24 protein-coding genes are annotated in these 26,629 nt (G+C 73.6%); 19 read left to right on the top strand and 5 right to left on the bottom strand.

Annotated features, from left to right (window positions below; all coding sequences use genetic code 11):
- Nucleotides 1-27: 27 nt before the first annotated feature.
- The 3 genes from ACQP2F_RS21525 (at nt 28) to ACQP2F_RS21515 (ending at nt 5,249) form a co-directional block, all read left to right on the top strand.
- Entirely contained in the window at nt 28-1,644 is a 1,617-nt protein-coding gene (locus tag ACQP2F_RS21525) for an ATP-binding protein (RefSeq protein ID WP_433306711.1), read from the top strand.
- Nucleotides 1,641-2,321, top strand: a complete 681-nt coding sequence (locus ACQP2F_RS21520) for a response regulator (protein ID WP_433306709.1) — start codon at nt 1,641-1,643, stop codon at nt 2,319-2,321. The genes ACQP2F_RS21525 and ACQP2F_RS21520 overlap by 4 nt, the downstream gene beginning before the upstream one ends.
- A 186-nt stretch (nt 2,322-2,507) precedes the next feature.
- Nucleotides 2,508-5,249, top strand: a complete 2,742-nt coding sequence (locus ACQP2F_RS21515; RefSeq protein ID WP_433306707.1) for an ATP-binding protein — start codon at nt 2,508-2,510, stop codon at nt 5,247-5,249.
- Here ACQP2F_RS21515 and ACQP2F_RS21510 read toward each other — a convergent pair.
- A complete protein-coding gene (locus tag ACQP2F_RS21510) occupies nt 5,214-5,819 on the bottom strand; it encodes a redoxin domain-containing protein (protein ID WP_433306705.1) in 606 nt (201 codons plus the stop codon). The two genes, ACQP2F_RS21515 and ACQP2F_RS21510, sit on opposite strands and share 36 nt — an antisense overlap.
- Nucleotides 5,820-5,973: 154 nt before the next feature.
- On the opposite strand from ACQP2F_RS21510, the gene ACQP2F_RS21505 reads away from it, so the two are divergent.
- The 4 genes from ACQP2F_RS21505 to ACQP2F_RS21490 are packed head-to-tail and all read left to right on the top strand — an operon-like array spanning nt 5,974 to nt 9,361.
- Nucleotides 5,974-6,417: a VOC family protein gene (locus ACQP2F_RS21505; protein WP_433306703.1), complete on the top strand. Its 444-nt coding sequence runs from the start codon at nt 5,974-5,976 to the stop codon at nt 6,415-6,417.
- A 4-nt stretch (nt 6,418-6,421) separates the two neighbouring features.
- The gene (locus tag ACQP2F_RS21500) at nt 6,422-7,753 is read left to right on the top strand and encodes a dihydrolipoyl dehydrogenase family protein (RefSeq protein ID WP_433306701.1); all 1,332 of its coding nucleotides are present in this window, start codon (nt 6,422-6,424) and stop codon (nt 7,751-7,753) included.
- Nucleotides 7,750-8,622 carry a hypothetical protein gene (locus ACQP2F_RS21495; RefSeq protein ID WP_433306699.1) on the top strand — a complete coding sequence of 291 codons (873 nt, stop codon included), beginning with the start codon at nt 7,750-7,752 and terminating at the stop codon, nt 8,620-8,622. The genes ACQP2F_RS21500 and ACQP2F_RS21495 overlap by 4 nt, the downstream gene beginning before the upstream one ends.
- A gap of 10 nt (nt 8,623-8,632) precedes the next feature.
- Nucleotides 8,633-9,361 carry an SDR family oxidoreductase gene (locus ACQP2F_RS21490; RefSeq protein ID WP_433306696.1) on the top strand — a complete coding sequence of 243 codons (729 nt, stop codon included), beginning with the start codon at nt 8,633-8,635 and terminating at the stop codon, nt 9,359-9,361.
- Nucleotides 9,362-9,385: 24 nt separating this feature from the next.
- Here ACQP2F_RS21490 and ACQP2F_RS21485 read toward each other — a convergent pair whose 3' ends face one another.
- Complete coding sequence (locus tag ACQP2F_RS21485; RefSeq protein WP_433306694.1) at nt 9,386-10,393, bottom strand: GNAT family N-acetyltransferase; 1,008 nt, start codon at nt 10,391-10,393, stop codon at nt 9,386-9,388.
- 142 nt (nt 10,394-10,535) lie between these two features.
- Here ACQP2F_RS21485 and ACQP2F_RS21480 point away from each other — a divergent pair, with 142 nt between their 5' ends.
- From ACQP2F_RS21480 to ACQP2F_RS21425, 12 genes are all read left to right on the top strand, one after another.
- On the top strand, nt 10,536-11,306 hold the full coding sequence (locus tag ACQP2F_RS21480; protein ID WP_433306692.1) for a polysaccharide deacetylase family protein: 771 nt from the start codon (nt 10,536-10,538) through the stop codon (nt 11,304-11,306).
- Nucleotides 11,299-12,411, top strand: coding sequence for a DegT/DnrJ/EryC1/StrS family aminotransferase (locus tag ACQP2F_RS21475; protein ID WP_433306690.1), 1,113 nt, complete (start codon nt 11,299-11,301; stop codon nt 12,409-12,411). Before ACQP2F_RS21480 ends, ACQP2F_RS21475 begins: the two co-directional genes overlap by 8 nt.
- A 5-nt stretch (nt 12,412-12,416) precedes the next feature.
- Nucleotides 12,417-13,652, top strand: a complete 1,236-nt coding sequence (locus ACQP2F_RS21470) for a glycosyltransferase family 4 protein (RefSeq protein ID WP_433306688.1) — start codon at nt 12,417-12,419, stop codon at nt 13,650-13,652.
- Nucleotides 13,639-15,294 carry a Wzz/FepE/Etk N-terminal domain-containing protein gene (locus tag ACQP2F_RS21465; protein WP_433306686.1) on the top strand — a complete coding sequence of 552 codons (1,656 nt, stop codon included), beginning with the start codon at nt 13,639-13,641 and terminating at the stop codon, nt 15,292-15,294. Before ACQP2F_RS21470 ends, ACQP2F_RS21465 begins: the two co-directional genes overlap by 14 nt.
- Entirely contained in the window at nt 15,287-16,570 is a 1,284-nt protein-coding gene (locus tag ACQP2F_RS21460; protein ID WP_433306684.1) for a lipopolysaccharide biosynthesis protein, read from the top strand. The genes ACQP2F_RS21465 and ACQP2F_RS21460 overlap by 8 nt, the downstream gene beginning before the upstream one ends.
- A complete protein-coding gene (locus ACQP2F_RS21455) occupies nt 16,567-17,793 on the top strand; it encodes an O-antigen ligase family protein (RefSeq protein WP_433306682.1) in 1,227 nt (408 codons plus the stop codon). The genes ACQP2F_RS21460 and ACQP2F_RS21455 overlap by 4 nt, the downstream gene beginning before the upstream one ends.
- Nucleotides 17,790-18,896: a hypothetical protein gene (locus tag ACQP2F_RS21450; protein WP_433306680.1), complete on the top strand. Its 1,107-nt coding sequence runs from the start codon at nt 17,790-17,792 to the stop codon at nt 18,894-18,896. Before ACQP2F_RS21455 ends, ACQP2F_RS21450 begins: the two co-directional genes overlap by 4 nt.
- Complete coding sequence (locus tag ACQP2F_RS21445; RefSeq protein WP_433306678.1) at nt 18,893-19,909, top strand: GNAT family N-acetyltransferase; 1,017 nt, start codon at nt 18,893-18,895, stop codon at nt 19,907-19,909. The genes ACQP2F_RS21450 and ACQP2F_RS21445 overlap by 4 nt, the downstream gene beginning before the upstream one ends.
- Before the next feature lie 9 nt (nt 19,910-19,918).
- The gene (locus ACQP2F_RS21440; protein WP_433306676.1) at nt 19,919-21,472 is read left to right on the top strand and encodes an FAD-dependent monooxygenase; all 1,554 of its coding nucleotides are present in this window, start codon (nt 19,919-19,921) and stop codon (nt 21,470-21,472) included.
- 261 nt (nt 21,473-21,733) lie between these two features.
- Complete coding sequence (locus ACQP2F_RS21435; RefSeq protein WP_433306674.1) at nt 21,734-22,222, top strand: hypothetical protein; 489 nt, start codon at nt 21,734-21,736, stop codon at nt 22,220-22,222.
- 149 nt (nt 22,223-22,371) lie between these two features.
- On the top strand, nt 22,372-23,160 hold the full coding sequence (locus ACQP2F_RS21430; protein WP_433306672.1) for a MerR family transcriptional regulator: 789 nt from the start codon (nt 22,372-22,374) through the stop codon (nt 23,158-23,160).
- Nucleotides 23,161-23,217: 57 nt separating this feature from the next.
- Nucleotides 23,218-23,616 (top strand): ester cyclase, encoded by a 399-nt coding sequence (locus ACQP2F_RS21425; protein ID WP_433306670.1) that lies wholly within the window; start codon nt 23,218-23,220, stop codon nt 23,614-23,616.
- Here ACQP2F_RS21425 and ACQP2F_RS21420 read toward each other — a convergent pair.
- From ACQP2F_RS21420 to ACQP2F_RS21410, 3 genes are read right to left on the bottom strand one after another with little or no spacing between them, the layout of a single operon-like run.
- A complete protein-coding gene (locus tag ACQP2F_RS21420) occupies nt 23,609-24,769 on the bottom strand; it encodes a hypothetical protein (protein WP_433306668.1) in 1,161 nt (386 codons plus the stop codon). The genes ACQP2F_RS21425 and ACQP2F_RS21420 overlap by 8 nt on opposite strands.
- A complete protein-coding gene (locus ACQP2F_RS21415; RefSeq protein WP_433306665.1) occupies nt 24,759-25,382 on the bottom strand; it encodes a sugar transferase in 624 nt (207 codons plus the stop codon). The genes ACQP2F_RS21420 and ACQP2F_RS21415 overlap by 11 nt, the downstream gene beginning before the upstream one ends.
- Nucleotides 25,379-26,629: a nucleotide sugar dehydrogenase gene (locus ACQP2F_RS21410; protein WP_433306663.1), complete on the bottom strand. Its 1,251-nt coding sequence runs from the start codon at nt 26,627-26,629 to the stop codon at nt 25,379-25,381. Before ACQP2F_RS21410 ends, ACQP2F_RS21415 begins: the two co-directional genes overlap by 4 nt.

Below are 26,629 nucleotides of genomic sequence, written 5' to 3'. Positions count from 1 at the left end.
GTCCTACGTCTCACCGAGAGGGCACCATTGCGTTCATTCTGGTCACCGAAAGGCACCCGCTGGAGCATCGCCCGGCAACTCTTCGTGCTCCAGGTGCTGGTCGTGACGATCCTGGTGGCGATCGGCACGACGGGCGCCGTCCTGCTGGCCCGCGGCGACGCCGAACAGGCCGCGATCGACCAGGTCACCGGCATCGCCGAGGCGGTCGCCCGCGCCCCGACGGTGATCGCCGCGGTGCGCACGCCGAACCCGACGGCGGTGCTCCAGCCGTACGTGGAATCGATCCGCAAGGCGACCCGCACCGACTTCATCGTGGTGATGGCGACCGATCGCACCCGCTGGACCCATCCGACGGCCGGTCTCATCGGGCAGCCGTTCATCGGGTCGATCGACGAAGCGCTGGCGGGCGGCCGCGTCGTCGAACACCACATGGGCACTCTGGGCGAATCGGTGCGGACGGTCCTTCCCGTACGCGATGAAGCAGGCGCCGTGATCGCGCTGGTCTCGGTGGGGATCACCACCGACGCCATCAACGAGCGCCTGCTGAGCCGGGCGCCGGCCGTCGTCGTACCGACCGTGCTCGCCCTGCTGCTGGCCGCCGCCGGATCCTGGCTGCTCAGCCGTCGCCTGCGCCGCCAGACGCACGGCCTCGGCCCGGCCGAGATGACCAAAATGTACGAGTACCACGACGCCGTGCTGCACTCGGTGCGCGAGGGCCTGCTCGTCGTCGACCGCGCGGGCCGCGTCACGCTGGTCAACGACGAGGCCCGCAAGCTGCTCGGCCTCAGCGCCGCCGACGGTGGGAAGGCCGACGGCGGCGCGGCCGAGAGCGGGGACGGCGCGGACGACGAGGCGGGACTGCCGCCGGAGATCCGCCGGCTGCTCGCCTCGGGAGCGGTCGTCGCCGACGAGCCGGTGCTGGCCGGCGACCGGGTGCTGGTCGCCAACCAGCGGGTGATCCGCTCCGAGGGCCAGCGGATCGGCGCCGTGCTCACCCTGCGCGACCACACCGAGCTGCGTGCGCTGACCGGGGAGCTGGACTCGGTGCGCGGCCTGACCGAGGCGCTCCGGGCGCAGGCGCACGAGGCCGCCAACCGGCTGCACACCGTGCTCACGCTGGTCGAGCTGGGCCGCGCCGACGAGGCCGTCCGGCTCGCGACCGCCGAGCTCGCCGTCGCCCAGCAGCTCACCGACCAGGTCGTCGGCGCCGTCGCCGAGCCCGCCCTGGCCGCCCTGCTGCTCGGCAAGTCGGCCCAGGCCGCCGAGCGCGGCGTCCAGCTGGTCGTCGACGACGCGTCCCACCTGGACGGCGCCCCGCTGCCGAGCCGCGACCTGCTCACCGTGGTCGGCAACCTGGTCGACAACGCGCTGGAGGCGGTCGCGGCCGCCGAGCCACCCCGGGTCGTCCGCGTGCTGGTCGCCGAGGAGAACGGCGAGGTGCGCATCCGGGTCAGCGACAACGGCCCGGGCATCGCCGACGCCGGCGCCGCCTTCGGCCGGGGCTGGACGACCAAGCAGGACGGCCGCGGGGTGGGGCTGTCGCTGGTGCGCCAGGTCGCCGACCGGCACGGCGGCAGCTACGCGGTGACGGCCGCGGCCGGCGGCGGCGCCGAGGTCTCGGTCCGGCTGCCGGTGCCGTCGTGAGCGCCATCCGGGTGCTCGTCGTCGAGGACGACCGGCTGATCGCGGAGGCGCACGCGGCGTACACGGGAAGGGTTGAAGGTTTTGCGGTCTCCGGCGTCGCGCACACCGGCCGGCGTGCGATGGCGTCGCTGCGGGAGACGCCGGTCGACCTGGTGCTGCTCGACCTGCACCTGCCGGACATGAACGGGCTCGAGCTGTGCCGGGCGCTGCGGGCGGCGGGGATCGCGACCGACGTCCTGGTCGTGACATCGGCGCGTGATCTGGCCGTGGTGCGCGCGGCGGTCTCGCTCGGGGTGACGCATTATCTGCTGAAGCCGTTCACGTTCGCGACGTTCCGGGAGAAGCTGCTGGGCTACGCCCGGTACCGCCGCCAGGTGCTGGGCGCCGAACCGGTCGCCGCGCAGTACGAGATCGACCGGGCGTTCGCGGCGTTGCGGGGGGCTTCGCCGGACTCGCTGCCCAAGGGGCTGGACCAGTGCACGCTGGATCTGGTGCTGGGCGTGCTGCGGGCGTCGCCGGAGGCAGGGTTGTCGGCGGCCGAGGTCGGCGCGCGGATGGGCGCGTCGCGGGTGACGGCGCGGCGCTATCTGGAGCATCTGGCCGAGACGGGTCAGGTGGTTCGGAGCCCACGGTACGGAGGCCCGGGCCGTCCCGAGGTGGAGTATCGGCGCATGTGAGAGGCGGCTCCGCCGTTGGGGCATCCTAGGAGGCTAGGCTGAAAGGGGTGGCGAGTCGGTCCGGCGCGCGTATCGGTGAGCAGAGCAAGGGCGCGGAAGCGAAGGCCCGCGAGCGCGCGAAGCGGGACGTGGCGCTCCTCACACGGACGAAGCGCGCGGGCGCCGGGAAGGACGAGAATCGGCCAGGTGGCCAAGGGGGGCGGCGGCGCGGGCCTGATCGGGCGGGACGACGAGTGCCGGGCACTCGACGCCCTTGTGGAGGACGTCGTCTCGGGCGCGAGCCGGGTGCTGGTCCTGCGCGGCGAACCGGGCACCGGCAAGAGCGCGCTGCTCGCGCATCTGCAGGGGCGCGTCGACGGGTGGCGGAAGACCACGGCGGTCGGGGTCGAGTCCGAGATGGAGCTGGCGTACAGCGGCCTCCATCAGCTCTGCGCCCCGCTGCTCGAGTCTCTCGACCGCCTGCCGCCGCCGCAGCGCGACGCGCTCGCCATCGTCTTCGGGCTGGCCGGCGGGGCCGCGCCGGACCGGCTGATGGTCGGCCTCGCCACCCTCTCGCTGCTCGCCGAGGCGGCCGAGAAAGGGCCGCTGGCCTGCGTCGTCGACGACGCGCAATGGCTCGACCAGGCCTCGGCCCAGGTTCTCGCGTTCGTCGCCCGGCGCCTGCTGGCCGAGCGGGTCGCGCTGGTCTGCGCCGCCCGGACCGGCAGCGGCGACGGCTTCCTGCCCGGCGCCGACTCGCTGACGATCGAGGGGCTCGCCGAGGGTGACGCCCGCGCGCTGCTGCTGGCCCGGATGCACGGGCCGGTCGACGCCGCGGTCACCGACCAGATCGTGATGGAGAGCCACGGCAACCCGCTCGCCCTGCTCGAGCTGCCGCGCACGTGGTCGGCGGGCGACCTGGCAGGCGGTTTCGGGATTCCGGGCAGTCACCACGTGGCGGGCAAGATCGAGCAGAGTTACGTACGCCGGTTGGCCCGCCTCCCCGACGGGACCAGGCTCCTGGTGCTGGCCGCCGCGGCCGAGCCGGTCGGCGACCCGGTCCTGCTCCACCGGGCCGCGGGCGCTCTCGGTGTGGACATGGCCGAGGCCGCCCCGGCCGTGGACGCCGGCCTGCTGCGGCTGCGCGGGCGGGTTGAGTTCGCCCACCCGCTGGTCCGCTCGGCCGCCTACCGGGCCGCCGGCACCGCCGAGCGGTACCGGGTGCACGCCGCCCTGGCCGCGGCCACCGACGAGCGGACCGACCCCGACCGGTACGCCTGGCACCTCGCCCACGCCACCGCCGGCCTTGACGAGCGGGTCGCCGCCGAGCTCGAGCGGTCGGCCGGCCGGGCCCAGTCCCGGGGCGGGCCGGCGGCCGCCGCCGCCTTCCTCACCCGGGCCACCGAGCTGACCCCGAGCCCGCCGGCCCGGGTCCGGCGCGCCATCGACGCCGCGTTCGCCGACGTGCGGGCCGGCGCGTTCGACGCGGCTCGCGACATGCTGGCGGTGGCCCGCGGCGGCCCGCTCGGCGAGCGCGACCGGGCCCGCACCGAGCTGGTCCGCGCCCAGCTCGCGTTCGCCATGAGCAAGGGCAACGAGGCCACTCCCCTGCTGCTGGCCGCCGCCCGCCGGCTCGAGCCGGTCGATCCCGGGCTGGCCCGCGCCACCCACCTCGACGCACTGCTGGCGGCCCTGTTCGGCGGCCGGCTCAACGATCCGGCGCTGACCTCGGAGGTCGCCCGTGCGGCCCGGGCCGCGCCGCGCCGGCCGGACGGCGCCACGGACGCGGGCGACCTGCTGCTGGAGGCGTTCGCGGCGCTCGCCGAGGACTACGCGACGGCGGTGCCGCCGGCCCGGGCGGCGCTGCGGGCGGTCGGTGACGACGACGGGACGTGGCTGCGCCGGCTGTGGCAGGGCGTCGTGCTCGCGCTGGAGGTGTGGGACGACCGGAGCTGGCACGATCTGGCCGAGCGGCACCTGCGGCTGTCCCGGCAGGCCGGCGCGCTGACCGACCTGCCGATGGCGCTCGGGTCGCAGATCCACGTGCTCGCCCTCTGCGGCGAGCTTCGGGCCGCCGCCCGGCTGGTCGACGAGGCGCGGTCGGTGCTGCACGCGACCGGCAAGACGGTGGAGCCGAACGGCGCGCTGCTGGTCGCCGCCTGGCGGGGGCAGGCGGGCGAGGCCAGCGAGCTGATCGAGGCGGGGCTTGCCGACGCGACCGCGCGGGGCGAGGGCATCGCGGTCGGGGTCGCGCACTACGCGCAGGCGGTGCTCGCCAACGGCCTGGGCCAGTACGAGGAGGGTCTGGCCGCGGCGACCAGGGCGACCGCCCATCCGCGGGAGCTGGCCGCGCCGAACTGGGCGCTGCCCGAGCTGGTCGAGGCCGCGGTGCGGCACGGCCGGCCCGATCTGGCCGCCGACGCCCTCGACCGGCTGACCGAGCGCACCAAGGCCGCCGGCACCGACTGGGCGCTCGGCATGGACGCCCGGTGCCGGGCCCTGCTGGCCGAGCCGGGTGAGGCCGAAGCCCTCTACGTGGAGGCGATCGACCGGCTCGGCCGCACCCGGCTGCGGCCCGAGCTGGCGCGCGCCCGCCTGCTCTACGGGGAGTGGCTGCGCCGGGCGGGGCGGCGGGTCGACGGGCGGCGGGAGCTTTCCCAGGCGTACGAGATGCTGAATGGGATGGGGGCCGAAGGCTTCGCCGAGCGAGCCCGCCGTGAGCTGGCGGCCACCGGCGCGACCGTGCGCAAGCGCAACCCGGAGACCCGCAACGACCTGACCGCGCAGGAGACGCAGATCGCGCAGCTGGCCCGGGACGGGCTGTCGAACACCGAGATCGGCGCGCAGCTGTTCATCAGCGCCCGGACCGTCGAGTGGCATCTGCGCAAGGTCTTCGGCAAGCTCGGGATCAGCTCACGCCGGCAGCTGCGCGGCGCCACCCTCCGATAGCGGCCGGCGGTCGTACCCGTGGAAGAGCGAGTAGTCCCCCGCCTCCCACGCCTCGCGCAGCCCCGGCGCCGCGAGATCCCAGTCGGGCCGGGTCTCCCGGGTCGCCGCCCGCAGGTCGAGCCACAGGTCGTCGGTGGACGGCCGGCCCCAGAACCAGTAGCCGTTGTAGATCGTGTGGATCACCAGCCCCGGCTTGAGGACGAGGGTGTGCGGGATCATCGGGTTGTTCCCGGGATCGGTGTACTCCTGGATGTCCAGGTCCTGCTGGACGATCCGGCCCGGGTCGGAGAGGAACGGCCACTGGGCGCCCACCGACGCGCGGAACTCCTGCGACCGGTGGTGGTCGTCGGTGGAGATCGTCGCGATCCGGGTGTAGGCCACGGCAATCTTCGGCTGGAAGGCGGCCAGTGCCAGGTGCTGCTGGTGCTCCTTCGGGCAGTAGTGCCCGCGGGCCAGCGTGAGGATCATCGGGTCGCGGCCCTGGATCTCACTCAGCCGGCGGACCGTGCCGGTGTGGTCGGGCAGCGCGTAGTCGGGGAATATCCCGCCGGGAACGATGTCGGAACGCATGCACCGACTGTGGCTCCGGGCCCGGCCGATCGCGCCCGTGCGAGTCCCTGGTGTCGGACCAGTGACTTTCCCTGGGTCGAAGGACACCGCGGCCGTGCGAGCTTTTACGGGCGGCGCCGGACGGCGCCGGCCAACCGCGAGAGGTGTTCCGATCATGGACTTCAGACTCGAGGTCATCGTGCTCCCCGTCTCCGACGCCGACCGGGCGCTGGCCTTCTACCAGAACCTGGGGTGGCGGCTGGACGCCGACTTCACCACCGACCCGAAGTTCCGGGTGATCCAGCTGACCCCGCCCGGCTCGCCGGCCTCGGTGATCTTCGGCGCCGGCCTCAGCAACGCGGCGCCGGGCAGCTACCAGGGTCTGCACCTGGTCGTCGACGACATCGAGGCGGCCCGGGCCGAGATCGCCGGCAAGGGGGTCCCGATCAGCGAGGTGTTCCACGACGCGGGCGGCGTCTTCCACCACGCCGGCACCGACGGACGGGTGGCCGGCCCGGCCCCGGAGCACGCCAGCTACGGCTCGTTCGCGTCGTTCGCCGACCCGGACGGCAACGAGTGGGTCCTGCAGGAGATCACCAAGCGGCTGCCGGGACGGTGAGCAGATGACCGCCGACTACGACGTGATCGTGCTGGGCGGCGGCGCCCCCGGCGAGCACTGCGTCGGTGACCTCGTCGACGGTGGCCTGCGGGTCGCCGTGGTCGAGCAGCGCCTGGTGGGCGGCGAGTGCTCGTACTACGCCTGCATCCCGTCCAAGACGCTGCTGCGCCCGGGTGAGGCCGTGCACGGCGCCCGGGAGGCGGCCGCCACCGCCGAGGTCGACGTCAAGGCGGCGCTGGCCTGGCGCGACTTCATGGTGTCCGACTACGACGACGCGGGCGCGGCGCGCTGGCTGGAGAACAACAACGTCGATCTCGTACGGGGTCACGGCCGTCTCGCCGGCCCCGGTGCGGTCGAGGTCGGCGGCGTCCGGTACACCGCCGGGCACATCGTGCTGGCCACCGGCTCGGAGCCGGCCTTCCCGCCGATCCCGGGCCTGGCCGGGCTCGACGGCGTCTGGACCAACCGGGAGGCCACCGCCATGCGGGAGGTCCCGTCCCGGCTGCTGGTGCTGGGCGGCGGCCCGGTCGGGGTCGAGCTGGCCCAGGCGGTGCGCCGGCTCGGCGGCGAGGTGGTGATCGTGCAGTCGGGCGAGCACCTGCTCTCCCGCGAGCCCGCCCCGCTGGCCGACGCGCTGGCGCAGGTGTTGCGCTCGGACGGCATCGAGATCGAGCGCGGCGCCCGGGCGACGGCCGCCGGCCGGGACGGCGACGACTTCGTGCTGACCCTCGGCGACGGCCGCGAGCTGCGCGGCGACCGGCTGCTGGTGGCCACCGGCCGCCGGATCCGCACCGAAGACCTCGGGCTGGAGACCGTGGGCGTCACCGCGAGCCCGCGCGGCATCCCGACCGACGCCCGGCTGCGCGCGGCCGACCGGCTGTGGGTCGTCGGCGACGCCACCGGCAAGTTCCTGCTCACCCACGTCGGCAAGTACCAGGGCGAGGTGGTCGCGTCGAACATCCTCGGCGAGGTCCGCGAGGCCGACTACACGGCCGTCCCGCGAGTGGTCTACACCGATCCGCAGGCCGCCGCGGTGGGCGCGACCGAGGCGCCGTTCCGCGGCACCGCCCCGCTCAACGAGATCGCCAAGACCGAGACCTACACCCGGGCCTACGCGGAGTCCAACGGCTTCCTCACGCTGCTGAGCGACGGCGAGCGGCTCACCGGGGCGTACGCGCTGGGCCCGGAGGCCGGCGAATGGCTGCAGCAGGCGACCCTGGCGATCCGGGCCCGGGTGCCGGTGGACGTGCTGCGCGACGTCATCCAGCCGTTCCCCACGTTCTCGGAGATCTTCGTCAACGCGCTGAAGGCGTTGCGCCGCGAGATCGCACGATGACCACGACCGCCTTGCGCAGCCCGGTCGGCACCGCCCTGATCGCCGCCACCGTGCTCTCCTCGATGGTCGGCTTCCTCGACGCCAACGTGGTCAACGTGGCGGTGCCGGCGATCGGCGCCGACCTCGGCGCGGGGGTGGTCGCGCTGCAGTGGACGCTGACCGGCCATCTGCTGACGGTCGCGTCGCTGCTGCTGCTCTCCGGCGCGCTGGCGCCGAGCCCGGGCGCGCTGATCGCGGCCCGGGTCGCGCCGGGCGCCGGCGCCGCCCTGGTGGTGCCGACCAGCCTGGCGGTGCTCAACGGCACGCTGCGGCGGGAGGACCGGGCGCGGGCGATGACCACCGTGCTGTTCTACGGCGCGCTGGCCGCCGCCGGCTACCTGCTGGTCATCCAGTGCCAGCTGGTGCTCGGCTACCCGGCCGCCCAGGCCGGCGCCGTCTCGATCCCGAACTCGATCCTGTTCCTGGCGCTGTCGCCGGTCAGCGGCTCGCTGGTGTCCCGGTTCGGGCCGCGCTGGCTGATGACGGCCGGCATCGTCGCGACCGGCGCCGGCTTCGTGTGGGTGTCGGCCGCGGGCGCCGTCGACGACGCCGACCTGGGCGAGGCCTCGGCGGTGAACGACGCCGCCTCCCGGATCGGTGGCGCGGTGACGATCGCCTGCGTGCCGCTGCTGATCGGCGCCGGTGGCGGGGACCTCGCCGCCGCCCTGGTCGACGGCTTCCGCCCGGCCATGCTGGTGCTGGCCGGCCTGTGCGGGCTGGCCGCGCTGGTCACCGCCGACTTCGTCAGCGACCGCAAGCCCGCCGCCGAGGTGCCCAAGCTCGCCCCGCCCGCACCCCACCGCGGATGCGCGGTGCCCGCGACCACATAGGAGGTTCACCATGCCCCAGCTGGACGGACAGACCGTCGTCGTCATCGGCGGCAGCGCCGGAATCGGGCTCGAGACCGCCCGCCTCGCCCGCCGGGAGGGCGCCGAGGTCGTCATCACCGGCCGCGACGCCGACCGGCTCAAGCAGGCCGCGGCCGAGGTCGGCGCGCGCGGCACCGCCGCGTTCGACGCCACCGACCCGGTACGGCTGGAAGGCTTTCTCGCCGACCTCGCCGGCCCGATCGACCACATCCTGCTGACCGCCGGCCACCCGTTCTACGGCCCGCTGTCCGAGCTCGACCTCGACGAGGCCCGGCGCTACGTCGCCACCGAGCTGGTGCAGCCGCTGGTTCTCGGGCGGGCCGCGATCGGCCGGGTGAACCCGGGCGGCACGTTGCTGTTCGTCAGCGGCACCGGCGCCCGCCGTCCCGCGCCCGGCCTGATCCTGACCACGGCGATGAGCGTGGCGCTGCCCCCGGTGATCGCCGGCCTGGCCCTGGAGATCGCGCCGATCCGGGCCAACGTGATCGCCCCCGGCTTCGTCGACACCCCGCTGTCGGCCCGGCTGCTCGGCGACGACCTGGAGAAGCGTCGGCAGCAGCTGCGCGACACGCTGCCGATCGGCCGCGTGATCGGTCCCGCGGACGTGGCCGCGCTGGCCGTGCACATCATGGCCAACACCGCCCTGAACGGCGCGACCTTCGACATCGACGGCGGCCAGCAGTTCGTACGGGGCGCATGAGCGACGCGGAACCGGCTCCGGCGCTCAGGACGCGCGGGTCAGCCGGGCCACCGCGCGCTGCCGCAGCGCGAACGCCTCCCGGGCCGCGTCGCGCAGGCCGGCCACCAGCGGCGACCGCGACCGGCGCGCCCACGGCACCGGGACCTCCGTCGTGCCGTACTTCTGCTTGTAGGCGTTGCCGCCGACGAAGTCGAACTCGGTGACCCCGCGCTCGGCGGCCCAGCGCAGCGCGTGCCAGATCAGCGCCTCGTTGGGGCGCAGGTGCTGGTCGGGCCGGTAGCTCGCCCCGCCCCAGAAGTACATCGTGCGGTGGTACCACGGGAGCACGGCGGTGGCGATGCACCGGCCGCCGGGGTCGCGGGCCCGCAGCAGCAGCAACCGCCCGGGCGGCCCGAGGTGCCGGATCAGCGACCGGACCCGCTCGATCGAATAGGTCGGCACCAGATTCTGTTTGGCGAATACGTCGCGCAACTGATCGTAGAATTCGGCCGCGAATTCCGGATCATCGTGCGCCTCCTCGATGGTGACGCCGGATTTCGCGGCCTTGCGGATGTTGCGGCGGCAGGCCGGTGCCATCGCGGCGAACAGCGCCCCCTCGTCCCGCGACAGGTCGATCACCGCGGTCGGCGCGGCCGACCAGCGCAGGCCCAGTCCGTCCAGGTCGGACTCGGCCGCGAAGCGGTCCCGGATCTCGACGTGGGCGCAGCCGAGCACGCCGAACGCGAACGGCATCAGCGCCTCCAGCGCGGACCGGCGCGACACCCCGGGACGCAGGCAGAAGCCCTGGTAGGAGGTCGTCCAGCCGGCCATCGGGCTGCCCAGGATGCGCAGGCCGAAGCGGCGGCTGACCAGGCCGGTGAAGTGCCCGACCACCTCGTCGCCGTCGTGCACGGTGGCCAGCACCGGCTCGGCTCGCTGCGCCTCGGCGACGAAATCCAGCCAGGCCCCGGTGTGGAAGATCAGGCGATCGCCGTACGTCTCCCGGTCCCGCCAGAGTGCGGCGGACGGCGTCGCGGGCTGCAGTCGAAGCATCGGGCGCCCCCTCGAAAATCAGGATGATGCGCCACCGCAAGTCCATTCCGCAAGGACGTCATATTTGATGTGAAGTTCCCTCACATTCAAGATGACAATTGCTACTGACGCGGCCCGGCCCGCCTTTGTCAGCCTGAATGACATGCGGCCGCCGACGGAGATGAGACGACGCCTGAACGAGCTCGGGCTGCGCAGCCGGCTGCGGGCGAACCCCCGACTGCAGGGCCGCATCCTGGCGCCGGCCGGAGCGTTGCGGCGGCTGCCGTCCACCGCGGGTCTCTACTTCCCCTTCTACCACGACGTGCCGCCGGAGTTCGCCGCCGGCCTGCGCCGCCACCTGCTGACGTTCCGCCGCCTCGGCCCGATGGTCTCCTGGGACGCGGCCCTGGAGATCCTGGCCGGCCGGCGCCCGCTGCTCGGCCCGATGTTCTGCCTGTCCTTCGACGACGCCCACCCCAGCTGGCGGGACGTGGTCGCGCCGGCCCTGGCCGACCTGGGCGTGCCGGCCACCTTCTTCGTCACCACCGCCCTGATCGGCCGGCCCGGCAACCTCGGCTGGGACGACTGCCGCGACCTGCTGGCCGCCGGGCACGGCATCGGCTCGCACTCGGTCACCCACCCCCGGCTCGCCGACTGCGACGACGGCACCGCGCTGCGGGAGATCGCCGAGTCCCGGCGGGAGCTCGAGGACGAGCTCGGCGCCGAGGTCCGGGACTTCGCCGCGCCGTACGGGCATCCGGCCGTCGACTTCACCCCGCGCGACGTCGGCTTCGCCCGCCAGGCCGGCTACCGCAGCTTCGCCACCACCCTCCGCCCGGCCATGCACGCCGGCGGGCCGCCGATGGCCATCCACCGGCAGGGCCTGCACCCGGCGTGGCCGCTGTGGGCAGTCAGGACCCGGGTCCATGAGTGACACCCGCATCTTCCTCTCCCCGCCCGACGTCAGCGACGTCGAGCGCAAGCTGCTGCTGGCCGCGTTCGACTCGAACTGGGTGGCGCCGGTCGGCCCCGACCTCGACGCGTTCGAGGCCCAGGTCGCCGAGCTGGTCGGCGTACGGCACGCGGTCGCCCTGGCCAGCGGCACCGCCGCCCTGCACCTGGCGCTGGTGGCGGCCGGCGTGCGCCGCGGCGACACCGTCCTCGTCCCGTCGTTCACCTTCGCCGCCACCGCGAACGCCGTGATGTACCTCGGCGCCCGCCCGGTCTTCCTGGACAGCACGCCGGACAGCTGGAACGTCGACCCCGGCCTGGTGGCCGAGGAGCTGCGCGCCCGCGCGCAGCGTGGACAGCTCCCCCGGGCGGTCGTCGCCGTCGACATGTACGGCCAGTGCGCCGACTACCAGCCGCTGCTCGACGCCTGCGACCGCTACGACGTGCCGCTGATCGAGGACGCGGCGGAGGCACTGGGCGCTTCCTACCGCGGCCGCCCGGCCGGGTCCTTCGGGCTCGCCGGCGTTCTGTCGTTCAACGGCAACAAGATCATCACGACCGGTGGCGGGGGCATGCTGCTCACCGACGACGGCCGGGTCGCGGCACAGACCCGGTACCTGGCCACCCAGGCCCGCGAGCCGGTGGCGCACTACGAGCACCGGACCGTGGGCTACAACTACCGGCTGTCCAACCTGCTCGCCGCCGTCGGCCGGGGCCAGGTGCAGCGGCTCGGCGAGATGGTCGCGGCCCGGCGCGAGACCGCCCGCTACTACCGGGAGGCGCTCGGCGACCGGCCCGGCGTCACGTTCATGCCGGTGGCCGGCTACGGCGAGCCCAACTGGTGGCTGACCTGCCTGCTGGTCGACCCGCAGGACCGCGACCCGATGCTGGCCCGGCTCGCCCGGCACAACATCGAGGCCCGCCCGGCCTGGAAGCCGATGCACCTGCAGCCGGTCTTCCGGGACTGCGTGATGCGCGGCGGTGCGGTCAGCGCCGACCTGTTCCGCCGCGGCGTGTGCCTGCCCAGCGGCTCCGCGCTCACCGCGCGCGACCGGGAACGCGTCGTCGAGGCCGTGCGGGAGGGATGAGCGGGATGCGCATCGTCTACATCCACCAGTACTACTGCAACCCGGGGATGACCGGCGGGATCCGCTCGTACGAGCAGGCCCGCCGGCTGGTCGCACACGGCCACACCGTCGACGTCATCACCACCGACATCGCCGGCGGCCCACGCCGGGTCACCGACGACGACGGCGTCACCGTGCACTGGTACCCGGTGCCGTACTCGAACCACATGTCGTACGCCCGCCGCCTGCGCGCCTTCGCCGAGTTCATGGCCCTCGCCGCGGTCAAGGCCGCCCGGCTCGAGGCCGACCTGGTCTTCGCCACCAGCACCCCGCTCACCGTCGCTGTGCCCGGGGTGATCGCCGCGAAGCTGCGGGGCGTGCCGTTCGTCTTCGAGGTGCGCGACCTGTGGCCGGAGGTGCCGATCGAGATGGGCGCCCTGCGCAACCCGCTCGCCCGCCGGCTCGCCTGCGGCCTCGCCAACTTCGCCTACCGCAACGCGGCCGAGGTCGTCGCGCTCTCCCCCGGCATGGCGGCGGGCGTCGCGGCCCGCCGGCCCCGGACGAAGATCACGATGATCCCCAACGCGGCGGACATGGCGATGTTCGATTCCGTACGGCCGGAAGCCGTGCGCCGCTTCCGCGAGGACAACCGGTGGCTCGGCGACCGGCCGCTGATCGTCTACACCGGAGCGCTCGGCCAGGTGAACGGGGTCGAGTACCTGGTGCGCGCCGCCCGCCGGATGCGCGAGGCCGACCCCGAGTGCCAGGTGCTGATCGTCGGGCACGGCCGGGAGTGGGAGTCGACCAAGGCGCTGGCCGCGTCGGCCGGCCTGCTCGACGTGACCGTGCGCATGTGGGAGCAGGTGCCCAAGGCCGACCTGCCGGTGATCCTGGGCGCCGCCACCATGTCGTCGAGCTTCGTGCGGCCGATCCGCGCCCTGTGGGACAACTCGGCCAACAAGTTCTTCGACGCGCTCGCCGCCTCCCGGCCGATCGCGATCAACTACGGCGGCTGGCAGGCCGACCTCATCGCGGAGTCGGGGGCGGGTCTGGTCCTCGACCCGTACGACGCCGACGCGGCCGGGGCGCTGCTGGCCACCCGCTGCCGGGACGAGCCGTGGCTGCGCCGGGCCCGGGCCGCCGCGCACGCGCTGGCCGTCGAGCGCTTCTCCCGCGACCTGCTCTTCGAGCGATTCGAGGCGGTACTCACCCGGGCCGCCGGCCGCACCACCGGAGTGGGAGCCGACCTTGGAACTGCGTGAATACGTACGGGCATGCCGCCGCCGTTGGCTCTGGCTGCTCGTCCCGGTGCTGATCGCCACCGCGGCCGCGGCCGGGCTGAGCCTCTCCTCGCCACCGGCCTACCGCTCGTCGGTGGTGCTGTTCGTGACGACCGCCTCCGGGGATCCGGACGCCCGGGCGAGCCGGCTCAACTCGTACATCGCGCTGCTCACCGGCCCCCGGGTGGCCCAGAGCGTGGTCGCCAAGCTGGGCCCGCCGCTCACCGCCGGCCAGGTCGAGCGGAGCCTGTCGGCCCAGGTGCAGGACGGCACCGACCTGCTCGTGGTGACCGCCACCGACCCGTCCGCCGCCCGCAGCCGGCGGATGGTCACCGCCGCCACCGCCGCCCTGGTCCAGCTGGCCAAGCAGCTCGACCCGCCGAGCGCGGCCGCGCCGGACGGCCCGAAGCCGTCGGTCACCGTCGCCCAGGACCCGGTCACCACCCGCGAGCCGAGCAACCTGGTGCGCAACCTCGCCTTCTCGGCCGTGCTCGGCCTGCTGATCGGGGCGGTCGCGGTCGCCGTGCGGGAGGCCACCGGCAAGACCGTCAACGACGAGGACGACCTGCGCCGGCTCGGCCTCGGCACGGTCGGCGTGATCGCGCTGCCCCGCTCGGCCGGACCGCCCGGGGAGGTGCTGGCCGAGGCGTTCCGGCGGCTGCGCAGCCTGCTGCCCGAGGTGGCGGGCGGCGACCGGTCCGGGCGCGGCGCCTCGCTGCTGCTCACCGGCAGCCACCCGAAGGAGGGCACCACCGCGATCGCCTGCGGGCTGGCGATCGCGGTGGCCGAGACCGGGGCCCGGGTCGTCCTGGTCGACGCCAACCTGCGTACCCCCGGCGTGGGGCGGTACCTGGCCATGGACGCCGGCCCGGGCCTCGCCGACGTCCTCGCCGGTCACGCCTCGGTCCGGTCGGTGCTGCGCGAGTCGCTCGGCGGCCGGGTCACCGTGCTGCCCTGCGGCCGCAGCGGCACCGACCCCGGCGAGCTGCTCGCCTCGCCCCGGCTCGGGGCGGCGATGAGCGCGCTGACCGAGTCCTTCGACGTGGTGCTGGTGGACGCGCCGCCGCTGGCCGGCGTGGCCGACCCGGTGGTGCTCAGCCGGGTGACCGACGGGGCGCTGCTGGTCGTACGGGCCGGTCGCACCCGGGTCGCCGACGTCCGGCGGTCCACCGACCTGCTGGAACGGGTCGGCGCGCGGCTGGCCGGCGCCGTGCTGAACGCGCTGCCGCGCAAGCTGCCCACCGGAACCGGCCTGCACCGGCCGCCCGAGATGGGCCGCTCCGAGGGCATCGGCCTGGTCACCGGGCCAGGCGCACCGGGCGAGCCCGTCGGGCCGGGCGTGCGCGGCGAGCCCATCGGGCCTGGCGGGCCGGGCGGGCCTGGCGGGCCGGGCGGGCCGGGCGGGCCGGGCGGGCCGGCCGAGGTCGCCGAGACGGTGGTCGTCGTGCCGCCGGAGGCGAAGCCGGTCCGCGCCACCGCCCGCGTGTCGACGGCGACGTCAACGTCGCCGTCGCCGTCGGCCGAGCCCAGCCGCGGCCGGGCCAAGGTCGTCAACGTCGGGCCCGACGGCGAACCGGAACCGGAGAACCTGCCGGTCAAGCGGGCAGACGACGACGATGAGTGAGCCGGCCGTTCGGCACGCCGACCCGATCGCCTGGCTCGGCGACCGGCTGCGCGAGCCGTACGTCCAGCTCGTCGCCTCCCAGCTGCTGGTCGGCGCGGTGGCGCTGGCCGCCAACATCATGATGGTCCGCGCGCTCACCCCGACCCACCGCGGCGAGGTCGCCCTCATGCTCCAGGTCGTCTACCTGGCCACCCAGGCGCTGCTGCTGGGCACCGAGCGCAGCTTCGTGGCCGCCTACCACGAGGCGCCACCGGCCGCCGCCGTCCGCGCCTACGGCCGGCTGCTGATCCTGCCCTTCGGCGCCGGCGCGGCGATCGCCGCCGGATACATCCTGGTCGCCGACGAGCCCGGCCCCGCGATCGTCGTGCTCCTCGCCGGCTACGCGATGCTGGAGGCGGCCGGCCTGGCGAGCCGGGCCGTGGCCATCGCCATCGGCCGGGTGCACGACTTCCTGACCAGCCGGGTCATCGAGTCGGTCCTGCTGCTGGCGGCGATGGCGGTCCTGTGCACGGCGCGGGTGGACAGCCCGGCGCTGTGGCTGGCCGCGTACCTCATCGCCTGTCTCGTCCCGACCGTCGGCTATCTCGTCTTCTGGCTGCGGCTGCCGGGCGGGACGCTCGACGACCAGAACCGGCTGGTCCGCCGCCAGGGCGCGGCGCTCTTCCCGGCCGCCATCTCGAACATGGCGATGCTGCGCTCGGACCGGCTGGCGCTGCCCGTGCTCGCCTCCACCACCGCGCTCGGCCTCTACGCCAGCGTCGCCACCATGACCGAGCTGCTGGCCTGGCCGCTGCGGGCGTACGCCGACTCGCGGCTCGGCCGCTGGCGGCAGGCGCACCGGGAGGGCCGGTTGCGCTCCCGGCCGATCATCGCCGCCACCGTGCTGTACGTGCTGGTGGTCGCGCCGATCGCGGCCGGCTGCCTCTATCTGCTGATCGTCCCCGTCTTCGGGCACGCCTACGCCCCGGCCAAGGCGGTCGTGCTCCCGCTGGTCGCCGCCGCCGGCCTCTACGCCGTCTCCCGCATCATCCTCGGCCTGCTCGTCGCCCGCGGGCACGGCACCCTGGTCTCCGCGGCCGAGATCGCCGGCTTCGCGGTCAGCTTCACCGCCTACGTGCTGCTCATCCCCGGCCACGGCATCGCCGGCGCGGCCTGGGGTTCGCTGCTCGGCTACGGCGCCGGCCTGCTCTTCGCGCTGGCCGCCGCCCGCTTCGCCCGCGCCCCGCTCGCCGCCCGCGCGCACCTCGCCGCCCCGGCCGAGGGCGGCGCGCGGTGACCTGGCTGCGCACGCCCCGCGTCTTCCTCGCGCCCGCGGTCGTGCTGATCCTGGTGGCGATCGGCGGCCGGTTCACCCTCGACCGGGCCGGCTTCCCCGACCTCGCCTGGGTCGACCTGCGGGTGGCCGGCCTGGCCGGCGCGCTGGCCGTGCTCATCGCCGACATCGCCCGGCGGCCCGCCCTCGACCGGGCGACACCGCGGCGCGAGGGATGGCTCGTCGCCACCGCCCTGTTCTTCCTCTACCAGATCGCCTCCGGGCTCTGGGCCCCGCACGCCTCCCGGGTCGGCCCGCAGACCCTCGACCTCGTGCTGATGGCGGCCCTGACGATCGCCTTCTACCTCTACGCCGCCGGCGACCCGGACACCGTCGTGCGTACCACCTTCCTGCTGTTCTACCTGGCCGGGATCGTCTTCGCGCTGGCCGCCCTGTTCATCAACGGGCCGGGCGAACAGGGCCGCTACTCGGCCTTCGGCGGCGGCCCCAACGTCTTCGTCCGCATCCAGATCCTCGGCATCATCAGCGCCGTCGCCCTGGCGCTGACCCGCGGCCGCCGATGGCCGCTGCTGGCCGTGCCGCTGTTCCTGCTCGCCGCCGTGCTCTCCGGCTCGCGCGCCGGCCTGCTCGCGGGGCTGGCGGTCGGCGCCGCCGCCCTGCTCAAGCTGCGCCACCGCCTCCGGGCCGGCCCGGTCGTCGCCGCGCTGCTGCTGGTCACCCTGGCCGGCGTCGTCGCCGGACGGTTCGCGCCGCCCCAGTTCACCGGCCTGTTCCGGGAACGGTTCGTCCAGCAGACCGTCCAGCAGCACTACCTTTCCGACCGCACCAGCATCTGGCGGTCCGCCCTGCACCTGGCCGCCGGCCATCCGTTCACCGGGGCCGGGCTCGACGGCTTCTACGGCTACATCGGCGTCAACCAGGGCATCGAATACCCGCACAACTACCTGCTCGGGGTGGCGGCCGAGGGCGGGCTGATCGGGATCGGGCTGCTGACGGTGGCGGTCGTGCTGTGGTCGGCGACCGTCCGCGGCGGCGGGGCCCGTCCCCGGCTGACCGGGCTGGCCGTGGCATCGGCCGCCTTCGTGGCGCTGAGCAGCCTGTTCTCCGGCGACTACTACGACGCCCGGCTGGCCTGGCTGTTCGCCGCCATGGCCGCGGCCGCCGCGACCGTGCCGGTGGCCGCCGCCGAGACCCGCGCCGTGACCGGGGATCTGGTGCCGGGATGAGACGACGGACGGTGCTGCTGCTGGGCGCGGCCTCGCTGCTGGCCGCGTGCGACCACGACCGCGAGGTGCCGGCGATGATGAAGCCGCTGCCCGCGCCGTCGGCTCCGGCCCCGCCGCCGGCGGCGCTGCGCCCGGTCGCCGACTGGGCCGGCGTCTTCCGGCAGAGCTGGGACTACCAGTGGCAGAACAGCCTGCCGCTGAGCCGCTCCGACGACAGCTGGGACCACTACGACCTGTCCTACTCGGTCGACTCGTGCGTGGCCATGTTCCGGGCCACCGGCGACGGCCGCTACCTCGACCGGGCGCTGACCTTCGTGGAGAACGTGGCCGCCGCCGCCCGGCCGTCCTCGTCGCTGCCGCATTCCAGCTTCCACGACCACTACCTCGGCTGGGCGTCGTCGAAATCGGGCGAGGGCGGCGACGAGGTGCCGCTCTACGAGAGCTACTTCTGGCGGTACGGGACGGCGCTGCTGGTGGCGATGCGCGACGGCCGCGTGGAGAACGACCGTTACCGCCGGCTGCTCGACTTCGCCGAGGTGCACGTCTTCGAGAAGTGGTTCGCGCGCGGGACCGGCAACATCTACCGCGAGCGCACCCACATGGCCGCGCACTGGGCGCTCATCGCCGGCAACCTGGCCCGGGTCACCGGCGACACCGGCCGGCGGGCCCGCTACACCGAGGTGGCCGCGAGCATCGACCGGAGGCTGCGCGGGCAGATGCGGCGCAACCCGGTCGAGCCGACCGCCTACTTCTGGTCGGACAAGTGGGGCTCGGCCAAGCGGCCCGGTCAGGACGTCAGCCATGGCAACGGCGTCATGGCGTACGTTTCGGAGTCGCCGGCCTGGTCCACCGCGGACATGGCGGCCTTCTGCTCGCTGCTCGGCCACGTGGTGTGGCCCGGCGGAACCGTCTACCGGGCGTACGTCGACGGCAGCGGGACGGACAACGGCTGGTTCTCCGACGGGTTCGTGAAGCTGGGCCGCTTCGACCCGGCCACCCAGATGCGGCTCGACGGCCACCGCGTCGTCAACGACCAGTTCGCCGCGAACATGGCGCTGAACGCCCGGATCCTGCGATCGGGGCGCAGGGAGGGGGGACGATGACGCTTCTGGACCCGTCGTCGGAGGTGTGGGCCGAGACGCTGGACCGTCTCGATCACGACCTGTATCACTCGCCGTCGTACGTTCGGCTGGACGCACGTCTCTACGGTGGGTCTCCGGTCGCGTTCCACTTCTCGCGGGACGGCCATGTCTTCCTGCTGCCGCTGATTCTGCGTGACATTCCGGACATTTCGCTTCGCGACGCGATCTCGCCGTACGGGTATCCGGCGCCGGTCAGCGACACCCTCGACCCGGCCTTCTGGGCGTCGGCCTGCGCTGCGCTGGTGGCGACGCTCCGCGACGGGGGAATCGTCTCCGCCTTCGTCCGATTGCACCCGCTCCTCGGCGTACCCCTGGAGGTCTTGTCTTCGGCGGGGGAACTCGTGCGGCACGGCGAGACCGTCTCGATGGATCTGACGGTGTCGCTGGAGGAGATGTGGCGGCAGACCCGGTCCGACCACCGCAACCACATCAACCGGGCGCGCCGGGCCGGCACCAAGGTGGTCTTCGACGACTGGTCCCGGCTCGGCGAGTGGGTGGAGGTCTACCACGACAACATGCGGCGGGTCGGCGCCGGCGACTACTACTTCTTCACCACCGAGCACCTGGCCGCGCTGCACGACGCGGTCGGCGACCGGATGCACCTGGCGGTGGCGCTCGAGGGCGACGAGGTGGTCGGCGGCAACACGTTCTTCACCCACGACGGGATCGCCACCGGCTATGTCTCGTCCACCCGCCGGGCCCGCAACCGCTACGCCGACGAGCTGCTGTACGACGAGGTGCGCCGCTTCTGCAAGGCGCGCGGCGACCGGGTCTTCCACCTCGGCGGCGGCAAGGGCGGCGCCGACGACTCGCTGTTCTTCTACAAGTCGGGCTTCTCGCCGAGCCGGCACCCGTTCCACACCTGGCGGGTGGTCGCCGACCCCGCGCGCTACCGGGAGCTGGTCCGGTCGCGGCGCCCCGGGGCCGATCCGGACGACCTGACCGCCACCTTCCCGAGCTACCGCCTTCCCTGAGGAGCCAGCATGCGGATCACCTGCGTCGGCGGCGGTCCCGCCGGTCTCTACTTCGCGGTGCTGGCCAAGCTGGCCGACCCGCGCCACGAGGTCACCGTCCTCGAGCGAAACCCGGCCGGTGTCACGTACGGGTGGGGCGTCGTCTTCTGGGACGATCTGCTCGACGACCTGTTCGCCCACGACCCGGTCAGCGCCCGCCGCATATGGGACGCGGCCTGCAAATGGGACGAGTACGAGGTGCGCGCGACCGGCAAGGCGACCACTCACCAGGCCGGGTACGGTTTCAGCCTGGGCCGGCACAAGCTGCTCGACATCCTCGCCGAGCGGGCCGCCGAGCTCGGTGTCGACCTGCGCTACCTTTCCTCGTTGTCGCTATCGCCGTCCTCATCGCCGTCCTCATCGCCGTCCTCATCGCCGTCCCCATCGCCGTTCCCGTCCCCCTCCTCGCTCTCGTCGCCGTCGCCGTCGCTTCTTGACGCCGATCTGGTGGTCGCGTGCGACGGCGCCGGCAGCCGCATCCGCGAGGCCGACGCCGGCCACTTCGGCGCCGAGGTGGCGACCGGCACCAACAAGTACATCTGGATGGGCACGCCGTACCGTTTCAAGACCTTCACGTTCGGTTTCGAGAAGACACCGGCCGGCTGGATCTGGTTCCACGCGTACCCGTTCAGCGACGAGGCGAGCACCTTCATCGTCGAATGCCAGCCCGCGACCTGGGCCGCGCTGGGCTTCGACCGGCTGGACGGCCGCCAGAGCTCCGACCGCCTGGCCGCCATCTTCGCGTCCCACCTGAACGGCGCCCCCTTGATCGACCAGCGCGCCGAGACCGGCGGCACCGGCTGGCTGAACTTCCGCCGCGTGACCACCCAGCGCTGGGACCACGGCAACGTGGTCCTGATGGGCGACGCCGCCCACACCACCCACTTCGCAATCGGTTCCGGCACGAAGCTGGCCATGCAGGACGCCATGGCCTTGGCCGCCGCGATCGCCACCAGCCGCGTCCCCGCCAGTCCCGGTACCGCCAGTCCTGGTACCGCCAGTCCCGGCCGCGCCCGCCCCGGGCCCGGCCCCGGCAGCCCCGGCCCCGCCAGCCCCGGCCCCGGCCCCGCCAGCCCCGGCCCCGCCAGCCCCGGCCCCGCCAGCCCCGGCCCCGGTCCCGCTCGGCCCGGCCCCGGCGCCCCCGGCGAGCTCGCGGCGGCGCTGGAGCGTTACGAGGACACAAGAAAGGCAGCGCTGGCCCCCCTGCAGCGAGCGGCAAAAGCAAGCAGCGAGTGGTTCGAGCGAATGCCCGAATACGGCGACCTACCCGCCAAACAGTTCTCCTACGCCCTGTCCAACCGCCGAGGCGAATACCCCAGGTGGCGCCACGCCCTGCACATGACCACCCAGTTCCCGCCCACCAGGGCCATGCTGCGCCGAGCCCTGACACTCCGCCGGGCGCTACGAGCCCGCCGCCGAACCAAAGCACACCCGGCAGATCAACACAACCTCATCCACAGCACCCAGTTATCCACAGCCCCAGACCGCCATCCGAGCGATCTTTCATTTTCTCCGCCACAATGACGAGCGGGGGCTTCCCCCAGGGAGGGCGGGCCTTTGCCCGACTTTGTCCATTCGATTCGGCGGTGCGCGTTCGTCACCATTATCTGCCATGACGCGAGCCACGCTGAGATGACATTTCCCTGAATGCTTTTTTCCGGGTGGACATGCTGCAGTCAGGAAGGCGGGTGACGATTTTCGGAAAGCCGCGGCGCCTTTGGTGGCCGTCGAGCGCGGCGCAGCCTGGACAGGAGACGTCTGAACTCGGAGGGCCGGAAGTCCAATGTGTCGACGCTGCTCGAGATGGCGCCGCTCAGACCGAGGCTCGGCCTGCCTTTGATCTGCGCGAGAAAGTTGGGCCCGACGTTCGGCCCCCAGCTGCCGAACCTGACACAACTCAGCCCGGCGCTCGGCTTCACGCTGCTCGGCACGACAAACCTCGGCCCGGCACTCAGCCTCACGCTGCTCGACGCGACCAAGCTCGGCCCGGCACTCAGCCTCACGCTGCTCGACGCGACCAAGCTCGGCCCGGCGCCCAGCCTCACGCTGCTCGACGCGACCAAGCTCGGCCCAGCGCGGCTCGCTGCGGGCCCACTCGGCACGACCCTCATCCAGCCGGCCGCGCGCGTGACGCAATCGCTCGGCATGCCGCCGCGCCAAACCCCACGTGCGGTGGCGTTCGTGCTCTCGGCGGAATTCGTCGGCCTGCGGAGAACGGCGCCGCGATGCATTGTGGGCACGCATGGCGGTCAATTCTGCCGCCGTGAACAATAGCATCTGACGCATGGAAGAATTATCCCGCAACCCTACTTCGCCGCGTCAGTAAATGATCGTGCCATCCTCCATTCTTAGGCGGGAGGGGAGGCGGGAAACGACGCGGCCGGGGTTGACATTGTCGTGGCGTCAAGGTGTCTGCTGTCTGCATGCGGATCGGAGAACTCGCCGGCCTCGTCGGCGTCAGCACGCGGGCCATCCGTCACTACCACCGGATCGGGCTGCTGCCCGAGCCGGCGCGTCAGGGGAACGGGTATCGGGAGTACTCGCTGCGGGACGCGGTGGGGCTGGCCCGGGTTCGGCGGCTGGTCGAGCTGGGGCTGAGCCTCGGTGAGGTGGGTGACGTGCTCGCCGGGGACGCCGGGCGAGATCTCGCGGAGATTCTGCGGGAGCTGGACGCGGATCTGGCGGGGCAGGAGGCGGAGATCCGGCGGCGGCGTGGACGGCTGGCTCAGCTCCTGCGGCAAGCGGAAGCGGGCATGCCGGCCGAGCAGGCGCCGGTCTCGCCGGGGCTGGCCGGGCTCTTCAACGACATGGCCACGGCCGCGGCGCGGCGGGAACGGCCGGAGCCGGCGATGGCGGCCACGGATCGCGAGGTGATGGCGTTGCTCGAGACGGTGTCCACGGCCCACCGGGACAAAAGCTGGCTCGACGCGCTCACGGGGAGCCTGGAGGAAGATCCGGAGGCGGGCGAGCGGGCGTACGCGCTCTACGCCCTCCTCGATGAGCTGGCGGGCGCGGCGGCCGATGATCCGCGGGTCGAGGCGGCGGCCGAGGCGATCGTGGCGGCGATCCCGGAGGCCGCGCGGCGGGCGATCCGGATTCCGGACGGCTTCTTCGACGGGCCGCCCGAGGGTTTCGCCGGGGCTTTCTACGCGAACTTCGCGCCGGCTCAGGCCGCCGCGATCCGGCTGGCAATGAAGCAGATGAAGCAATGAAGCAGACGAAGCGATGAAACAGATGAAGCGATGAAACATGACGAGACGAGGAGAATCATGACTTCCACGACCGATCTGGTACGCGCGGCGTTCGACGCGTTCAATGCCGGCGACGGCGACAAGTGCATGGCGTTCACCGCCCCGGACCTGATCATGAACCTGGCCGAGATGCCGGAGCCGCGGCGTGGGCAGCAGGCGTGGCGCGAGGGGTTCGACCTGATGAGGCGCGCCTTCCCCGATCTTCGCGCGCACCTCGAGGACGTCGTCGCCGAGGACGACCGGGTCGCGCTCCGGCTGCGGTTCCGCGGCACGCACGAGGGCGAGTTCCTCGGCATTCCGGCCACCGGCCGCCCGGTCGAGTACGTCAGTCACGAGTTCTACCGGGTCGCCGACGGGCTGATCGCCGAGGAGTGGATCTGCTCCGACATGGCCACCCTGTTCCGGCAGATCAGCTGACCGGCTCCGAAGAAGGGGCCGGCTCCGAAGAAGGGGCCGGCTCCGAAGAAGGGGCCGCCGACGAAGCAAGGGCCGCCGACGGAGAAAGGACCGCCGGCGAAGCAAGGACCGCCGGCCGGACAAGGGCCGCCGGAAAGGCCCGCAACACGGCCGTCAGGCGGTGGACGTCGGCGGGCGTGCATCGATGGTCGGCGGGGACGGTGAGCATCCGGGCGGCCAGCCCGGCCGCCTTGCCGTCCCCGCTCCACACGCCCCCGCGGTCCTGCCGCCAGTGCACCGGCGCGTAGATGCCGTGCGCGGCCAGGTGGCGCAGCAGCGCGTCGCGGCCGGCCTCGGTCGGGCACACCAGCTGGAGCCGGAAGGATCCGGCGCCGAGCACCCGCCACGCGGCGGTGACGGGAGGCAGGGCGGCGGCGAGCGCCGCGGCGTTGGCGACGGCCCGGTCGCGCAGCGCCGGAGCGTCCAGCAGCGGGAGCACGGCGGCGGTGAACGCACTGGCCGGGGCGGAGCTGCCGAGCAACGTCTGCTCCCCGCGCTGCTGCAGGGCGCGGAAGGCGTCCTTGGCCACCGGACGACCCGCCAGCCACGCCGACTTCAGCACCATCGCCGCCAGCTTGAGCTGGGCGCCGGCGCTCCCGTCCCCGGCCGGCGCGGGCAGCTCCCGCGACTGCGGCGACCACAACAGACCGCCGTCGGGCACCGGCAGCGTCTTGCGGAGCGAGGCCATCGCGTACGGCGCCTCGCTCGTGCGCGCCCACGCACTCAGCGGATCGTGCGAATGGTCCTCGACCACCACCACCCCGGGATGGTCGCGCATCCAGGCCCGCCACACCGCGGGATCGTCGCGGCCGAACAGGTTCTGGGCGAGCACCACGTCGCCGGCGGCCGCGCGCACGGCCGGCAGGCGCGGTCCGCCGTCGTCGGGCAGGTGGCGGTAGAAGGCGATCGGCACCTCGGCGGCGAGCAGCTCGGCCACGCCCATGCAGAAGTACGACGGCAGGTGCAGCCGGCCGTGCGGGCGCAGCATCCGCAGCAGGGCGCGCAGGGCGCCGGAGCCGGTGGCGAACAGCTCGTGGCGCCCGGGCAGGAAGGGCGCGCCCGGCGACACGAGGGACGCGTCCCAGTGGAACTCGGAGCCGATCTCAGGCGGCACGGCGCTGGATGTTGAGCTGGTCGACGTGGACCGGCGGCTCGCCGCGGTGCAGCGAGGTCGCCGTACGCCACAGGATGCGCAGGTCGAGCGCGGGCGACCAGTGGTCGATGTACCAGCGGTCGAGCGCGAAGCGCTGCTCCCAGTCGATGTCCTCGCGCCCGTTGACCTGGGCCCAGCCGGTGATGCCGGGCTTGACCTCGAGCCGGCGCCGATCGGCCGCCGTGTAGTGGGCGACCTGCGGCAGCACGTCCGGGCGGGGGCCGACCAGGCTCATCGTCCCGGTCAGCACGTTGACCAGCTGGGGCAGCTCGTCGAGGCTGGTGCGGCGCAGGAACCGGCCGCAGCGGGTGATCCGGGGGTCGTTCTCGAGCAGCCCGAACGGGTCGGCCAGCCCGATCTCGCGGGCCATCGCCACCGAGTCGTGCACCATCGTGCGGAACTTCCACATCCGGAACGGCACCCCGTCCTTCCCGGCGCGCTCCTGCTTGAACAGCACGCCGCGTCCGTCGGCGATCCGGATCCAGGCGGCGACGGCCACAAGCACGGGAAGCAACAGCAACAGAGCGACGGCGGCGGCAACGCGATTGGCAAATTCCCAGGTCGTACGTCTCATAGCGACTCCACGTTCGGTCCGGTGAGGCGGCGGCGGGTGTCGAGCACATAGCCGGCGTGCTGAAGGACGAGGCCGAGGTCGAAGGCGTCGTGGTCGGCCAGCAGCAGCACGGCGTCGGCGTCCGCCAGCTGCGCGGGGGTCGCCTGGACGCGGGCGACCCGGCGGTCGACGTGCGCGTCCTCGACGACGTGCGGATCGGCGGCGCGGACGTCGGCGCCCATCTCCAGAAGCAGCGCGGCGATGCGGCGGGCGGGCGACTCGCGGGCGTCGCCGGTGTTCTTCTTGTACGCGAGGCCCAGCAGCAGGATCCTGGAGCCGTTCACCGCTTTGCGCCGCTCGTTCAGGGCCGCGACCAGGCGGCGTACGACGTAGTCGGGCATGTGGTTGTTGATGTCGTTGGCGAGCTCGACGAACCGGAAGCTCTGCCCGAGGGTCCGCTGCACGCGCCAGCTCAGGTAGGACGGGTCGATCGGCAGGCAGTGGCCGCCGACGCCGGGGCCGGGCACGAAGCGCAGGTAGCCGAAGGGTTTGGTGGCCGCCGCGCCGATCGCCTCCCAGATGTCGATGCCGAGGTCGTGGGCGAAGACGGCGAGCTCGTTGACCAGCGCGATGTTGACGTGCCGGAAGGTGTTCTCGAGCAGCTTGGCCAGCTCGGCGACCCGGGTGTCGGAGACCGGCACCGTGCGGTCGACGATGGTGTCGTAGAAGGCCTGGACGGCGCGCAGCGAGGGCTCGTCGATGCCGGAGACGACCTTGGGGGTGGTGACCAGGGTCCAGTCGCGGTTGCCGGGGTCGATGCGCTCGGGGCTGTAGCCGAGGAAGAAGTCGGTGCCGGCCACCAGGCCGGAGCCCTCCTCCAGCAACGGCGCCACCAGGTCGGCGGTGGTGCCCGGGTAGGTGGTCGACTCCAGCGCGACGGTGGCGCCCGGCCGCAGGAACCGGGCCAGGGTGCGGGCCGAGGCCTCGATGTAGGAGAGATCGGGCGTCCCGTCCCGCAGCGGGGTGGGCACGGCGATGACCGCGACGTCGAAGCCGCCGCAGGACCGGGGATCGGAGGTCGGGTGGAAGGACGTCAGGGACTGCAGCGCGGACGAGGGAACGTCGTCGACATAGGACTCGCCGGCGGCGAGGCGCTTGATCCGCTCCTCGTCGACGTCGAAGGCCACCACGTCGTGGCCGGCCTGCGCGGCGCGGACGGCGAGCGGCAGGCCGACGTATCCCTGCCCGCAGACGACGACTCGGGTCAT

It is taken from the genome of Actinoplanes sp. CA-030573, assembly GCF_050951115.1.
Lineage (GTDB): Bacteria > Actinomycetota > Actinomycetes > Mycobacteriales > Micromonosporaceae > Actinoplanes.
The sequence above is the reverse complement of the archived record's forward strand: the minus strand, read 5'-3'. Positions and strand labels throughout refer to the sequence as shown.

What these genes read in the sequence shown, in the direction of transcription:
- ACQP2F_RS21475 (WP_433306690.1), top strand. Translation starts at nt 11,299, where the DNA reads ATGAGTGACACCCGCATCTTCCTCTCCCCGCCCGACGTCAGCGACGTC.
- ACQP2F_RS21470 (WP_433306688.1), top strand. Translation starts at nt 12,417, where the DNA reads ATGCGCATCGTCTACATCCACCAGTACTACTGCAACCCGGGGATGACC.
- ACQP2F_RS21485 (WP_433306694.1), bottom strand. Translation starts at nt 10,393, where the DNA reads ATGCTTCGACTGCAGCCCGCGACGCCGTCCGCCGCACTCTGGCGGGAC.
- ACQP2F_RS21430 (WP_433306672.1), top strand. Translation starts at nt 22,372, where the DNA reads ATGCGGATCGGAGAACTCGCCGGCCTCGTCGGCGTCAGCACGCGGGCC.
- ACQP2F_RS21425 (WP_433306670.1), top strand. Translation starts at nt 23,218, where the DNA reads ATGACTTCCACGACCGATCTGGTACGCGCGGCGTTCGACGCGTTCAAT.
- ACQP2F_RS21450 (WP_433306680.1), top strand. Translation starts at nt 17,790, where the DNA reads ATGAGACGACGGACGGTGCTGCTGCTGGGCGCGGCCTCGCTGCTGGCC.
- ACQP2F_RS21415 (WP_433306665.1), bottom strand. Translation starts at nt 25,382, where the DNA reads ATGAGACGTACGACCTGGGAATTTGCCAATCGCGTTGCCGCCGCCGTC.
- ACQP2F_RS21480 (WP_433306692.1), top strand. Translation starts at nt 10,536, where the DNA reads ATGCGGCCGCCGACGGAGATGAGACGACGCCTGAACGAGCTCGGGCTG.
- ACQP2F_RS21505 (WP_433306703.1), top strand. Translation starts at nt 5,974, where the DNA reads ATGGACTTCAGACTCGAGGTCATCGTGCTCCCCGTCTCCGACGCCGAC.
- ACQP2F_RS21445 (WP_433306678.1), top strand. Translation starts at nt 18,893, where the DNA reads ATGACGCTTCTGGACCCGTCGTCGGAGGTGTGGGCCGAGACGCTGGAC.
- ACQP2F_RS21410 (WP_433306663.1), bottom strand. Translation starts at nt 26,629, where the DNA reads ATGACCCGAGTCGTCGTCTGCGGGCAGGGATACGTCGGCCTGCCGCTC.
- ACQP2F_RS21440 (WP_433306676.1), top strand. Translation starts at nt 19,919, where the DNA reads ATGCGGATCACCTGCGTCGGCGGCGGTCCCGCCGGTCTCTACTTCGCG.
- ACQP2F_RS21460 (WP_433306684.1), top strand. Translation starts at nt 15,287, where the DNA reads ATGAGTGAGCCGGCCGTTCGGCACGCCGACCCGATCGCCTGGCTCGGC.
- ACQP2F_RS21495 (WP_433306699.1), top strand. Translation starts at nt 7,750, where the DNA reads ATGACCACGACCGCCTTGCGCAGCCCGGTCGGCACCGCCCTGATCGCC.
- ACQP2F_RS21490 (WP_433306696.1), top strand. Translation starts at nt 8,633, where the DNA reads ATGCCCCAGCTGGACGGACAGACCGTCGTCGTCATCGGCGGCAGCGCC.
- ACQP2F_RS21500 (WP_433306701.1), top strand. Translation starts at nt 6,422, where the DNA reads ATGACCGCCGACTACGACGTGATCGTGCTGGGCGGCGGCGCCCCCGGC.
- ACQP2F_RS21510 (WP_433306705.1), bottom strand. Translation starts at nt 5,819, where the DNA reads ATGCGTTCCGACATCGTTCCCGGCGGGATATTCCCCGACTACGCGCTG.